We start from the raw sequence: 13,725 nt of genomic DNA on the forward strand, positions 1-13,725 counted from the left end.
GTCTGAACCACCCCGGCACGTCGAACACCGACGCGGTTGTGGGGCGGGCATGCGTCGATCGCTCGGCGCGGCGAATCTCGCCCCCAAGTCCGCACCCTCGTGCGCAGGGGTTCGTGCGGCGCTGCATCGTTGGCCGTAGATGCCCTGGTGGGCTGGGGTGCCCCCGGCAGGATTCGAACCTGCGACAACCCGCTTTAGGAGGACGGTCCACCGCGGGCGCAGGGCCTGCTACCAGCGACTTTGCAGGCGATGGACGTGGCGGAGCCCGCCCCCCAGGCGGTGGTCGACCCCAGTTCGCCCCCGAACCCGCACCCCGAGCAAGATCGACAATAGATCGTCGTCTGGCTGCAGCGCCCGGGCGGAGCCACGCCGTGTTCCTAGTCCTGACCTGGCAACGACCCCGGTGGCCCGTTCCGACGTCCGGCTAGGTTCGACCACGGACTCCGCCGACATTCTGCGTGCACCTGGCGCACGCGCGGGTCGCGCGTCCGTCGGCTCGACTCGGGTGCCGTGGACGCCGCCGTGATCAGCGGGCTGGGGAGCCCGTGAGCACGCGTTCGGCCGCACGGGACACCGCCAGCAGCCGCGCATCGCCGTGGGGGGCCGCCTCGATGGACAGCCCGATCGGGAGGCCGGTCGACGTGGTGGCCACGGGCAGGCTGATGGCCGGCATGCCCGCGGTGGATCCGGGGCCGGTGTTGCGGATGTTGGTGAGGAAGGTGGGCACCTGCCGGCCGTTGTGCTCGGTGGTCTCGTCGTCGCCGAGAGGGGGCGCAGGCATGGGGACGGTCGGGTAGACGAGGGCGTCGATGGGCCCGTCGGGGTGGTCCAGGGCGGCGCGGTAGGCGGCGCGGAGCTGTTCCCGCGTGGCGAGCGCCTGCCGGTAGACGTCCTCGGTGACGGTGCCGCTCGCGGCGACCTCGAGGGCCGCACGGACGTCGGGGGACGCGGTGCGGTCGAGGACGTCGGCGAAGGTGAGCTCACGTTCCGGGCCGGGGAGGGTGGCGAGGTAGGCCGGCAGGTCCTGGGCGATCTCGTGGAAGACGATCGGGAAGCCGCACTCAGCATCGAGGGCGTGGGCGTCGGCCACTGCGGTCTCGACGAGCTCGACGCCGCCGTTGGCGAGGTCGTCGAGAGCGCGCTCCATCGCCTCGGCGACCTCGGGGTGCAGGTCGTCCCAGAAGCCGGGACGGGAGACGCCGATCCGGAGGTGTCGCGGCACGGGCGCGGCGGGCTCGCCGGTGACCACCTCGTCGACGAGGACCGCGTCGCCGACGGTGGCGGCGAGGACGCCGGCGGTGTCGCGGGTCCGTGAGATCGGTACCCCGCGCCCCGTGCCCCAGCGCCCCACGGTCGGCCGCCAGCCCACGACGCCGCAGTGGGCGGCTGGCACGCGTACCGACCCGCCGGTGTCGGTACCGAGCGCGATCGGCACGATTCCGGTGGCGACGGCGACGGCGGAGCCCCCGGACGAGCCGCCGGCCGAGCGGCTCGGGTCGTGCGGGTTGCGCACCGGGCCGAAGGCGGCGTTGTTGCTGGTGATGCCGAGGGCGAGCTCGTGCAGGTTCGTCTTGCCGATCACGACGGCACCGGCCGCGCGCAGGCGGGCGACCGCATGGTGGTCGCGCCCGGGTCGGGAGGACGCAAGCGCCGGGGTCCCGCCCGTGGTGGGGAAGTCGTGGGTATCGAGGTTGTCCTTGACCGCCACGGGCACACCCGCCAGGGACCCGCTCCCGGGCACGGAGAGGTCGGCGCGTTCGGCCAGGGCGAGGAAGACCCCGAGTCCTCGGCTCCCGTGGCCCGCGTCGAGGCTCTCGGCGATGATCTCCGCCACCGGGGATAGGGAGAGGCGTCCGCGGAACTCGTCGAGCGATCGTGCGGCGTGTGGTGACATCCAAGCTCTCCTCACTCCGACGACGCCGGCGGCGGGGTCGGAGTAGGCCTCGGCCGCACAGGCTCGCACCATGTCACTTCCGGACGCAGTGCGGGAAGCTCGATCAGGAAGGTGGCGAGAAGGAGTACCGGTAGTGATCGCGCCCTTGGGGGCGCAGGCGGCGCCTGGTCAGCGCCGCCTGGCCGAGGGGGACACGGTCGAGGGCTCCCGGGTCATCGCTCAGCTCGGCCACAGCCCCGGCCTGCTCGCCTTCTGACGCGAGGCCGACCGCGCCCTCGTCGACGGCGAGGGGCCGATCAACCTGTCCACGGAGCCGCGCCGTCCCCGGTTGCTGCACGGCTATCCCGTCGACGACCTCGACGCCTGGACCTCGGACTCCCGCTGGGTGCGGTCGTGGTGACCGTTGCCGTGACGACGACGGCGGCCACCAGCAGGAGGCCGGCTCCCACGAGGAAGGCCGTGGGTAGCCGTGGGCCAGCGCATCGCCGGCAGCGGCCACGAGAGGCCCGTCGCCGACCGCCGTGGCCTGCTCCGCCACCTTTGCCGCGTCCAGCAGTCGCTGATCGGCGGCCGTGGTCGAGACCGTGGCCAGAACCGCCAGGTCCAGGGCCGCGCCGATCTGTTGCGCCGTGTTGAGCAGGGCCGAGGCGGCACCGGTTCAAGAACCCCGGCGTCGGAGACGTGTGCATCGTGGTCTGCGACGGCCTGGCCGGGCTGCCTGTGCGCTGCACCTGGTCCGCGACACCTTTCCGGTATGCCTCCCGGCGGCAGTGGGAGCAGATGGCCAAGGATGTGCGACCTGTCTTTACACCGGTAGTCCGACATTCCCGAGGGGTGGCGGGGGTCGCGCAGGGAGGAAGCGCCGAGCACCTGCGCTGGTCGCCGCTGGCGCGCCCACGGCCGATGCAGTGCGCTCACTCGGCACCTGCGGCGCGGACGGACCCGCGCTATGCGGTAGTTCGAGCCACGCCCGTCGTCATCACCGGTTGCGGGGGTCGTTGCCGGGCAGGTGCTCCTGGCCGGTCTGCCCGGCCGCGACCTCACCGACGCTCGAGGCACTCGAGCCGACGTGGGCCTCGAGCCGGATGCGCTCGGTGAGGTGCGGGTAGTGCAGCTCGAACGCCGGGCGCTCGGAGCGGATGCGGGGCAGCTCGGTGAAGTTGTGCCGCGGCGGCGGGCACGAGGTGGCCCACTCCAGGGAGTTGCCGTGGCCCCAGGGGTCGTCGACCTCCACCGGACGCCCGTAGCGGTAGCTGTGGAACACGTTCCAGATGAACGGCAGCGTCGAGGCACCGAGGATGAACGCGCCGATCGACGAGATCGTGTTCAGCACGGTGAAGCCGTCGGTGGCGGCGTAGTCGGCGTAGCGGCGCGGCATGCCCTCGTTGCCCAGCCAGTGCTGGATGAGGAACGTCATGTGGAACCCGATGAACGTGCCCAAGAAGTGGAACTTGCCCAGGCGCTCGTCCATCATCCGGCCGGTCATCTTCGGGAACCAGAAGTAGATGCCGGCGTAGGTGGCGAACACGATCGTGCCGAAGAGCACGTAGTGGAAGTGCGCCACCACGAAGTAGGAGTCGGTGACGTGGAAGTCGATCGGCGGGCTGGCCAGCAGCACGCCGGTGAGGCCCCCGAACAGGAACGTCACCAGGAAGCCGATCGCGAACAGCATCGGCGTCTCGAACGTCAGCTGGCCGCGCCACATAGTGCCGATCCAGTTGAAGAACTTGATGCCGGTGGGCACGGCGATGAGGTACGTCGAGAACGCGAAGAACGGCAGCAGCACCGCGCCGGTGGCGTACATGTGGTGCGCCCACACCGCGATCGACAGCGCGCCGATCGCGATGGTCGCGTAGATCAGGGTCTTGTAGCCGAAGATCGGCTTGCGGCTGAACACCGGGAAGACCTCGGTGACGATGCCGAAGAACGGCAGCGCGACAATGTAGACCTCGGGGTGCCCGAAGAACCAGAACAGGTGCTGCCACAGGATGGCGCCGCCGTTGGCCGGGTCATAGATGTGTGCGTCGAGCACCCGGTCGGCCAGCAGCCCGAACAGGGCGGCGGTGAGGATCGGGAACACCATCAGCACGAGGATGACCGTCACCAGGATATTCCAGGTGAAGATCGGCATCCGGAACATGGTCATGCCCGGGCCGCGCATGCAGATGATGGTCGTCACGAAGTTGACCCCACCGAGGATGGTGCCCAGACCGGCAACGGCGAGGCCGGCGATCCACAAGTTGGGGCCGAGCCCCGGCGAGTGCACGACGTCGGACAGGGGCGTGTAGGCGAACCAGCCGAACGCGGGGGCCCCGTTCGGGGTGAAGAACCCGGAGACGACGATGATCCCGCCGAAGAGGAATAGCCAGTAGGAGAAGGCGTTGAGGCGCGGGAACGCGACGTCGGGGGCGCCGATCTGCAGCGGCACGATGTAGTTGGCGAAGCCGAAGAGGATCGGCGTCGCGTACAGCAGCAGCATGATCGTGCCGTGCATGGTGAACAGCTGGTTGTACTGGTCCACCGACAGGAACTGCAGGCCCGGCTGGGCCAGCTCGGCGCGCATCAGCAGCGCCATGAGCCCGCCGATCAGGAAGAACCCGAACGACGTGACCAGGTACAGGATCGCGATGTCCTTGGGATCCGTGGTCTGCAGCATGTGGGCGAACGCCGACCCGCGCGGCGTTCGGCGCGGCGGGTAGGGCGACGTGACGACTGGGCTCGGGTGGGCCGGGCGTGTGGTCGTCATGGCGGCCTCCGTGGTCGTCCGAGGGAGGGGCTCGCAGGAGCACCAGCATCTCGACGGTAGGCCGCGCTCAGTGGCCGGACAACCAGCTCGGGCAGTTCCTTCCCGAGTTCTCGCCGCAGGGTGCGGGGGACACCGGTGGTACCGCCAAATGTGAGGCCACCCCGATACGCAGAGGCATCGATGTCGTCGAGCGACCCTCCCGGAGAAGGATTCGGCATGGAGAGCGACGAGTTCGAGGTCCCCGGCGCCGCGGCGACCGTGGACCTGCTCCGCCGCGCGACCGACGAGCTCGAACGGTTCCACCACCGAATTCCGTCGGGGCGCTGGTCGATCCGCGCACTCCTCGCAACCCGACCGAGATCGTCGCCGGGGATGCCGCGGGACGGACCGAGCACGTCGGGCCCGGTAGCGCAGCGCGCGGTGGATCCTCGCGGTGTCCCCGGCGATGGCACACCCGATCGTCGCCTGGCTCCACGAGACCGCCGAGGTGCTGGACCGGCCCCGGCCGGGCATGACCGCCTCGACCGCCGCGGCGGCTGCCCTCGCCACAGAGCTGCTCGAACAGTTCTGTCCACGGGCCTCCTAGGGCGTGCCCATCCTCCTCGCCCTCAGCAGGGTCGGTGCTGGCGGTGAGGTCGGCCGAACGTGCAGCTGCTGGGGCATCAATCGGTGTCACGCGCCGCGGTCGGCCTGGGTCGCCACCCCGTGCTCGTCGTGCCAGAGGGCACCGCCCAGGACCTCGACGGAGTCAGATTCGGGAGCCGTCCCCGGAAGGGGGACCGGCGGTGTGAACGAATCCACGACCGGGCGTATGGGGCAGCCCCGCGGCTGGCGCCTGGGCGCGGTCGGGGGCGATGGGGTCACGCCGCAGGTCCGGAACGGGTCCCGAAGCGCCAGACGGCGTACACGAGGCCGGCGAGGGCGACGTCGGAGAGCAACATCAGGCCGATCGCGTAGTCCCCGGTGACCTGGTAGACGAGGCCCATGACGATCGGGGGCAGGAAGCCGCCGAGGCCTCCGGCGGCGCCGACGACGCCGGTGACCGACCCGACCTGGGAGGCCGGTACCCGCTGGCCGACGAGGGCGAAGACGGCGCCGTTGCCGATCCCGAGGGCGAAGGCGATCGCGAGGAACGCCACGGTGGCCACCACGATGTGCGGCTCGAACGCCGCGACCACCGCCCCACCCGCGACCACGGCGAGAGCCCCGACGACGAGGCGGTGGGGCGGGCGGCGGTCGGCCAGCCACCCGCCGAGGGGGCGGGCCAGGGTGGCGAGCACGACGAACCCGGCGGCCCGGGCGGCGGCGTCGGTGACGGTGAGCTCGTAGACGTCGCGTAGGAAGGTCGGCAGATACACCCCGAACGCGACGAACCCGCCGAAGGTGATCGCGTAGAGGACGGCGAGGTCGATGCTCAGTCGCAACCCGAGCGCCCGCCGGAACCGTGGCCAGAACGGATCGGTTGCGGCTCGCCACGAGGGGGAGTTGCGCCCGAATACGACGAAGGCGACGGCGGTGAGGGCGAGCAGGCCGGCGACGAGCAGGAACGGAGCGGCCGGGCCCTGTGCGGCCCAGATGCGCGGGGTGAAGAAGGACGAGACGGCCGTGCCGGCGTTGCCGACGCCGTAGACGCCGAGCGCGAAGCCGCGCTGGTGGGCGGGGAACCATGCGTTGACGAACGGGACGCCCACCGCGAAGGAGGTGCCGGCGAGCCCGAGGACCAGCCCCCCGAGGAGCAGGGCCGGGTAGCTGTCGAAGACGGCCAGGAACAGCACCGGGACGATGGACACCGCGCTCAGGGCGGCGAACACCGACCGCCCGCCGTAGCGGTCCGCGGCGGCACCGAGGGGGATCCGGCCCAGCGATCCGACGAGCACGGGCAGGGCGACGACGACCGAGAGCGCGAGCGGTGACAACGAGAGCAGGTCCCTGTACTCGGAGCCCAGCGGGCTGAGCAGCGACCAGGCCCAGAAGTTGACCGTCATCGCGAGCGTGGCCAGCACGAGCGCCCGATATCGACCCGGAGCGCCGCGATCCTCGTCCGGGTCGCTCCGCGTGGACACCTTGGAGGGCCGGGTCACGACCCGGTCCGTTCCCATCCACGGCGCGGGGCGCGGCTGCCCAGGTGGGCGTCGCGGCTGCGGTAGACGATGTAGGGGCGGGTCAGGTAGCCGACCGGGGCGGTGAAGGCGTGCACCAGCCGGGTGAACGGCCACAGCGCGAGCAGGGCGAAGGCCGCGATGGCGTGCAGCTGGAACCCGATCGGGGCTGCGGCCATCAGGGCCGGGTCGGGCTGGAGGTAGAAGATGCCGCGGAACCACACCGACAGTCCGGTGCGGTAGTCGTAGTCGCTGCCGAGGATGTTGGCGATCGCGGTGTTGGCCAGGCCGAGCACGATGACCGTGCCCAGCACGAGGTACATGACCTTGTCCATCTTCGTGGTGGCCGAGAACACCGGCCCGACGGTGCGCCGCCGGTAGATCAGGATCGCCATGCCGACCAACGTGCAGACCCCGGCCACGGTGCCCAGCGCCACCGCGACCACGTGGTACGCGTGGTCGGAGATGCCGAGCGCGGTGGTCCAGCTCTCCGGGACCAGCAGGCCCATGACGTGCCCGAGCAGCACGACCAGGATGCCGAAGTGGAACAGGGGACTACCCCAGCGCAGGAGGCGGCGCTCGTAGAGCTGGGAGGAGCGGGTGGTCCAGCCGAACTTGTCGTAGCGATAGCGCCACACCAGCCCGCCGACCAGGATCACGAGGCAGACGTAGGGGAAGACCAGCCACAGCAGGACGTCGACGGTCGACGAGGGGCTCACCGCGCTGCACCTCCGATGTGGCGGGCGCCCGCCGGCCGGCCGCCCATGTACTCGGGCGGGGCGAACGCCTCGCTGTAGGGATCGAGACCGACGTCCTCGGCCGGAGGACCTTCGCGGGCCAGGGCGAGCACGGTCTCGCGGTCGCGGGCCGGCAGCGCCGGCAGCGTGCGGCACACCGCGTCAACCGCGTCGTGGTAGGCCGACGCGTCGTCGGCCAGTGCCAGGCGCAGCAGCTCCAGACCTGTGCGGTGCTCGCGCAGCAACGCATCGGCGGCCGCGAGGTGGGCGCCGGGCGGGTCGCCGGCCGCGGCGAACTCGAGCAGCACCGCGAGGTGATCGGGCAGCTCCTCGTCCGCGAGCTCGAGCCCGCTACCGCGATAGGCGTGCTTGAACGCCAGCAGCGCCATCCCGCGTCTGCGGGTGTCGCCGTACACGTAGTACGTCAGGTACGGGCAGCAGCGCCGCTTGAGGTCGAAGGTGGCGACGTAGTCCGCGGCCAGCGCCGTCGGCGACCCCGCGCCCAGGTGATCGCACACGCGGCGCAGCGGTTCGCCCACGCCGGTCGGTAGGCCCTCGACGGCGCGCCGCAGCACCGGCAACACCTCGAGCAGCCCGTCGTCGGGGTAGCCCAGCAGCACCGACGCCGCCTGGTAGACCACGGCACGCTGCCGGGCGGGCAGCGCCACCCGTGGGTTGGCCGCGTTCGTGCTCGCCGGCGGGGTCACGGTCGAGGCTCCACTTCACCGTCGGGGTCAGCGCCGTCCATCAGCTGCGGCGCGGCCGGGCGCTCGGTGGGTGGGGTGGGGAACAGTCCTTCGGGGCGGCCCTTGCCGTCCCAGTTGAGCAGGTTCACCCGCTGCACCCGGTCGGTCGGGTCGGCCACGGTGTCGGCGGTCTGGCGGTCCTTGAGCATGTGGAAGTTCTCCACCGCGATGGGGGCGGCGCCGCCGGATCCCTCCCCGAACGGCCCGCCGCCGACCATCCCGGGCCCGCCCTCGTAGTCCAGGGAGCACTCGGTGGCGGCCTCCTCGAGCTTGTGGGCCAGCGCCTCCGGGTCGCCCAGCTCGGTGTGCGCGGTGGGGATGACGTAGCGCTCGTCGTAGGGGGCGAGGGCCAGCAGCCGGTACATGTCCTGCACCTCGTCGCCGGTCATGCCCACCGTGGCAGCGATCGACTCGTCGGTGGGCCGGCCGAGGTTGACCTCGCGCATGTAGGAGCGCATCGCCGCGAGGCGCCGGAGCACGGTGGTGACCGGCGCCGGGTCGCCGGCGGTGAACAGCTCGGCGAGGTAGCCGATCGGGATGCGCAGTGCGTCGATCGCGCCGAAGAGGTTGCCGGCGTCCTCGCCGTCGACCCCGGTGTCGCGGACGATGTCGACCACCGGCGACAACGGCGGGATGTACCAGACCATCGGCATCGTGCGGTACTCCGGGTGCAGCGGCAGGGCCACCCGGTAGGTGTTGATCAGCGCCCAGAGGGGGGAGCGCTGCGCGGCCTCGATCCAGTCCCGGGGGATGCCCGCCCGCTCGGCTTCGCGCGCCACCACCGGGTCGTTCGGGTCAAGGAAGACGCGGCGTTGGGCCTCGTAGAGGTCGTGCTCGTCGGTGGTGGAGGCGGCCTCGGCGACGCGGTCGGCGTCGTAGAGCATCACCCCGATGTAGCGCAGTCGACCGACGCAGGTCTCCGAGCAGACCGTCGGCAGCCCGACCTCGACCCGCGGGAAGCAGAACGTGCACTTCTCGGCCTTGCCGGTGCGGTGGTTGAAGTAGACCTTCTTGTACGGGCAGCCGGTCACGCACATCCGCCAGCCGCGGCAGCGGTCCTGGTCGACCAGCACGATCCCGTCCTCGGTGCGCTTGTACATCGCGCCGGACGGGCACGACGCGACGCACGACGGGTTGAGGCAGTGCTCGCAGATCCGCGGCAGGTAGAACATGAAGGTCTTCTCGAACTCGAGGCGGACCTGCTCGTTCGCCTTCTCGGCCATCGCCTTCAGCGTCGGGTCCGAGCGGGTGAGGTCGGGCCCGCCACCGAGGTCGTCGTCCCAGTTGGCGCTCCAGCGCACCTGCATGTCCTCGCCGGAGATCAGTGACTTCGGCCGGGCGACCGGGACATGGTCACCGAGCGGGGCCTGGACGAGGTTGTCGTAGTCGTAGGTCCAGGGCTCGTAGTAGTCCTCGATGGAGGGCAGCTTGGGATTCGCGAAGATCGAGAACAGCTTCTTGAGCCGGCCACCGGCCTTGAGGCTGAGCCGTCCCCGCCGGTTGAGCGTCCACCCGCCGAGCCAGCGCTCCTGGTCCTGGTAGGTGCGCGGGTACCCCTGCCCGGGTCGGGTCTCGACGTTGTTGAACCAGACGTACTCGACGCCACTGCGGTTGGTCCAGGCCTGCTTGCAGGTCACCGAGCAGGTGTGGCAGCCGATGCACTTGTCCAGGTTCATGACCATGCCCATCTGGGCCATCACACGCATCTCAGTACTCCACGTCCTGGCTGCGGCGCCGGATCACGGTCACCTCGTCGCGCTGGTTGCCGGTCGGACCGAGGTAGTTGAAGGCGAACGACAGCTGGGCGTAGCCGCCGATCAGGTGCGTGGGCTTGATCAGCAGCCGGGTCAGCGAGTTGTGGATGCCGCCGCGGCGCCCGGTGGTCTCGGTGAGCGGGACGTCGATGAGCCGGTCCTGGGCGTGGTACATGTACACGGTGCCCTCGGGCATCCGGTGCGACACGACCGCGCGGGCCACCACCACGCCGTTGCGGTTGACCGCCTCGATCCAGTCGTTGTCGCGGATGCCCACCCGGCCCGCGTCCCCGGGGCTCATCCACACCGTCGGCCCGCCGCGGGAGAGCGAGAGCATGAACAGGTTGTCCTGGTACTCCGAGTGGATCGACCACTTGTTGTGCGGGGTCAGGTACCGCACCGTGATCCCGAGCTCGGTCTGCTCGCCGATCGCGGGCTCGTCGAACAGCTGGGTCATGTTCAACGGCGGCCGGTAGACCGGGAGCTGCTCGCCGAGCTCGGCCATCCAGTCGTGGTCGAGGAAGAAGTGTTGGCGGCCGGTCAGGGTGTGCCACGGCCGGCCCCGCTCGACGTTCTGGGTGAAGGGGGAGTAGCGACGCCCGCCGGTCTCCGAGCCCGACCACTCGGGAGAGGTGATCACCGGCACCGGTCGGGCCTGGGTGTCGGCGAAGGTGACCTGGGTGCCCTCGTGCTCGGCGGCGAGGTCGGCCAGGCGAGTGCCGGTGCGCCGCTCGAGCGTCTGGAAGCCCTGCACCGCCAGGTGCCCGTTGGTGGTGCCCGACAGCGCCAGGATCGCCTCGCAGGCGTGGGTGTCGCGGGTCAGCAGCGGGCGCCCGTCGGCCGGGCTGCCCGGGGCGCGGACGACCCCGTTCCTGGCCTTGAGGTACTCCACCGAGCGGGACACGTCGAACGTGACGCCCTTGGTGGTCGCCCCGAGGCGCTCCAGCAGCGGTCCCAGTGAGGCCAGCTTCGCCCCCACGTGGGGGTAGTCGCGCTCGACGACGGTCAGCTTCGGCATGGTCACCCCGGGGACCGGTGCCACCTCGCCGGCGGCCCAGTCGCGGACCACGCCGCCGGGGGTGGCGGTCTCGTCCGGGGTGTCGTGCAGCAGCGGCGACGCGACCAGGTCGCGACGGACCCCGAGGTGCCGCGTGGCCAGCCGGCTGAAGGCGCCGGCGATGGCGTGGAAGGCGTCGAAGTCCGTGCGGGTCTGCCAGGGCGGGGAGATCGCGGGGCTGAACGCGTGCACGAACGGGTGCATGTCGGTCGAGGACAGGTCGTGCTTCTCATACCAGGTCGCCGCGGGCAACACCACGTCGGAGAACACGGTGGTGCTGGTCATCCGGAAGTCCAGGCTCAGCAGCAGGTCGAGCTTGCCCCGGGGCGCGCCGCCGTCGGCCTCCTCGCGCCAGCGCACCTCGGCCGGCCGGTGCGCGGGCGGGGTCTGCTCGGCGCGCACCGCCTCGTCGGCGCCGAGCAGGTGCTTGAGGAAGTACTCGCTGCCCTTGGCCGACGAGCCCAGCAAGTTGGACCGCCAGACCGTCATCACCCGTGGCCAGTTCGCCGGTGCGTCCGGGTCCTCCCCGGCAAACCCCAGGCGCCCGGCCTGCAGCTCGGCGACCACGTGCGCCGCGGCGTCGCCGCTCGCCTCGGCCTCGTCGGCCAGGTCCAGCGGGTTGCGGTCGAAGGTCGGGTACGAGGGCATCCACCCCATCCGCGAGGACTGGGCCAGCACGTCGGCGGTGGCCTTGCCGGCGAACCGCCCGGAGCCCAGCGGGGAGGACAGGACGTCGGCACCGAAGCCGTCGTAGCGCCACTGGTCGGTGTGCAGGTAGAAGAACCCGGTGCCGATCATCTGCCGGACCGGCCGCGACCAGTCCAGCGCGTTGGCGAGCTGGGCGTGCCCGGTGACCGGGCGGACCTTCTCCTGCCCCACGTAGTGCGCCCAGCCCCCGCCGTTGACGCCTTGGCAGCCGGTCAGCGTGGTCAGGGTCAGGAACGCGCGGTAGACGGTGTCGGAGTGGAACCAGTGGTTCGTCCCCGCGCCCATGACGATCATCGACCGGCCGCCGGAGTCCTCGGCGCTGGCGGCGAACTCGCGGGCGATGCGGGCAGCGGCCGAGGCGGGCACCGAGGTGATCTCCTCCTGCCACGCCGGGGTGTAGGGCTGGGTCGCGTCGTCGTAGCCGGTCGGCCACGCCCCGGGCAGCCCTGCCCGTTCCACGCCGTACTGCGCGCACAGCAGGTCGAACACCGTGGTCACCAGCCGCCCGGCGACCCGGCGCACCGGCACCCCGCGCCGCAGCACCCCGGCGGCCCCACCGGTGCCGGGCTGCGGGTCGAAGCGCGGCAGCAGCAGCTCCGCGGTCTCGCCGACCCCGCCGTCGTACAGCGTGAGCAGCGGATCGACGTCGCCGAGCTCGAGGTTCCACCGGCCGGCGCCGGAGTCGGTGAACCGGAATCCCAACGAGCCGTTGGGCACCGCCGGGGCTCCGGTGGCGGCGTCGAGCAGCACGGTCTTGAACGCCGCCCCCTCGACGCCGGCCTCGTGCCCCTCGCCGAGCGCATCCGCGGTGAGGAAGCGGTCCGGGACAAATGTCCGCGCACTCTCGTTCCCGGCGTGCTCGCGCAGGGTGACCAGGAACGGGAGGTCGGTGAAGCGCTGGGCGTAGTCGGTGAACCTGGGCGTGGTCCGGTCGACGAAGAACTCCTGGAGCACGACGTGGCCCATGGCCATCGCCAGCGCACCGTCGGTGCCGGGCTGGGCGGGGAGCCATTCGTCGGCGAACTTGACGTTGTCGGCGTAGTCGGGGGAGACCGCGATCACCTTCTGGCCGCGGTAGCGCGCCTCCGTCATGTAGTGGGCGTCCGGGGTGCGGGTGACTGGGAGGTTCGAACCCCACATGATCAGGTAGGCGGCGTCCCACCAGTCCGCGGACTCGGGCACGTCGGTCTGGTCGCCGAAGACCTGCGGGGACGCCACCGGGAGATCGGCGTACCAGTCGTAGAACGAGAGCATGGGGGCACCGAGCAGCGAGAAGAACCGCGAGCCGACGGCGTGGCTGACCATGCTCATCGCCGGGATCGGCGAGAACCCGGCGATCCGGTCCGGCCCGTAGGCCTTGATGGTGTGCACGTGGGCGGCGGCCACCAACTCGACCGCCTCGTCCCAGCCGGCCCGCACGAGTCCGCCCTTCCCGCGGGCCGACGTGTAGCGCCGGCGCCGGTCGGGGTCGCCGGTGATCTCCGCCCAGGCGTCCACCGGGTCGCCGAGCCGATGGCGCGCCTCTCGGTACATCTCCAGCAGCACCCCACGCACGTAGGGGTAGCGGACCCGGGTGGGCGAGTAGGTGTACCAGGAGAACGCCGCCCCGCGTGGGCAGCCGCGCGGCTCGTACTGCGGGCGGTCCGGCCCGACCGAGGGGTAGTCGGTCTGCTGGGACTCCCAGGTGATGATCCCGTCCTTGACGTACACCTTCCAGGAGCACGACCCCGTGCAGTTCACGCCGTGGGTCGAGCGCACGACCTTGTCGTGCGCCCAGCGGTCCCGATAGAAGGTGTCCGCCTCGCGGCCCCCGATCTGGTACAGCGCGCGGGCGTCCGACGACACCTCACCGGACCGGAAGAACCGACCCATCCGCAGCACCGCGTCGGTGGCCGGGCCGTCCATCCCGGCGTCGCCGTCCGCGGCGACGCGCTGGTGTTGTCCGGTGTTGATGCCGTTGCCCGTGCGACTGCGACCCACGCCG

General features: G+C 71.4%; 9 protein-coding genes. 2 read left to right on the plus strand and 7 right to left on the minus strand.

From position 1 onward, the window contains the following. Positions 1-526: 526 nt before the first annotated feature. Positions 527-1,894, minus strand: coding sequence for an amidase family protein (locus ACQPYN_RS07485; RefSeq protein ID WP_433035301.1), 1,368 nt, complete (start codon positions 1,892-1,894; stop codon positions 527-529). Positions 1,895-2,027: 133 nt separating this feature from the next. Here ACQPYN_RS07485 and ACQPYN_RS07490 point away from each other — a divergent pair, with 133 nt between their 5' ends. After that, entirely contained in the window at positions 2,028-2,150 is a 123-nt protein-coding gene (locus ACQPYN_RS07490) for a hypothetical protein (protein WP_433035304.1), read from the plus strand. A gap of 723 nt (positions 2,151-2,873) precedes the next feature. On the opposite strand, the gene ctaD is transcribed toward ACQPYN_RS07490, so the two are convergent. Further along, complete coding sequence (gene ctaD / locus ACQPYN_RS07495) at positions 2,874-4,640, minus strand: aa3-type cytochrome oxidase subunit I (protein ID WP_433035307.1); 1,767 nt, start codon at positions 4,638-4,640, stop codon at positions 2,874-2,876. A 445-nt stretch (positions 4,641-5,085) separates the two neighbouring features. On the opposite strand from ctaD, the gene ACQPYN_RS07500 reads away from it, so the two are divergent. Next, positions 5,086-5,226, plus strand: coding sequence for a hypothetical protein (locus ACQPYN_RS07500; RefSeq protein WP_433035310.1), 141 nt, complete (start codon positions 5,086-5,088; stop codon positions 5,224-5,226). Positions 5,227-5,500: 274 nt separating this feature from the next. Here ACQPYN_RS07500 and ACQPYN_RS07505 read toward each other — a convergent pair whose 3' ends face one another. Genes ACQPYN_RS07505 through ACQPYN_RS07525 form a run of 5 tightly spaced genes read right to left on the minus strand, consistent with a single transcriptional unit; the run spans position 5,501 to position 13,646 of the window. Beyond that, positions 5,501-6,721, minus strand: coding sequence for an MFS transporter (locus ACQPYN_RS07505; protein WP_433035313.1), 1,221 nt, complete (start codon positions 6,719-6,721; stop codon positions 5,501-5,503). Further along, complete coding sequence (gene narI / locus ACQPYN_RS07510) at positions 6,718-7,458, minus strand: respiratory nitrate reductase subunit gamma (protein ID WP_433035316.1); 741 nt, start codon at positions 7,456-7,458, stop codon at positions 6,718-6,720. The genes ACQPYN_RS07505 and narI overlap by 4 nt, the downstream gene beginning before the upstream one ends. Further along, complete coding sequence (gene narJ / locus ACQPYN_RS07515) at positions 7,455-8,183, minus strand: nitrate reductase molybdenum cofactor assembly chaperone (protein ID WP_433035319.1); 729 nt, start codon at positions 8,181-8,183, stop codon at positions 7,455-7,457. Before narJ ends, narI begins: the two co-directional genes overlap by 4 nt. Beyond that, positions 8,180-9,928, minus strand: a complete 1,749-nt coding sequence (gene narH, locus ACQPYN_RS07520; RefSeq protein ID WP_433035322.1) for a nitrate reductase subunit beta — start codon at positions 9,926-9,928, stop codon at positions 8,180-8,182. Before narH ends, narJ begins: the two co-directional genes overlap by 4 nt. 1 nt (position 9,929) lies before the next feature. After that, positions 9,930-13,646 (minus strand): nitrate reductase subunit alpha, encoded by a 3,717-nt coding sequence (locus ACQPYN_RS07525; protein ID WP_433038771.1) that lies wholly within the window; start codon positions 13,644-13,646, stop codon positions 9,930-9,932. Between the last annotated feature and the right edge of the window lie 79 nt (positions 13,647-13,725).

The organism is Actinomycetospora sp. CA-053990 (assembly GCF_050948445.1).
Taxonomy (GTDB): domain Bacteria; phylum Actinomycetota; class Actinomycetes; order Mycobacteriales; family Pseudonocardiaceae; genus Actinomycetospora; species Actinomycetospora callitridis.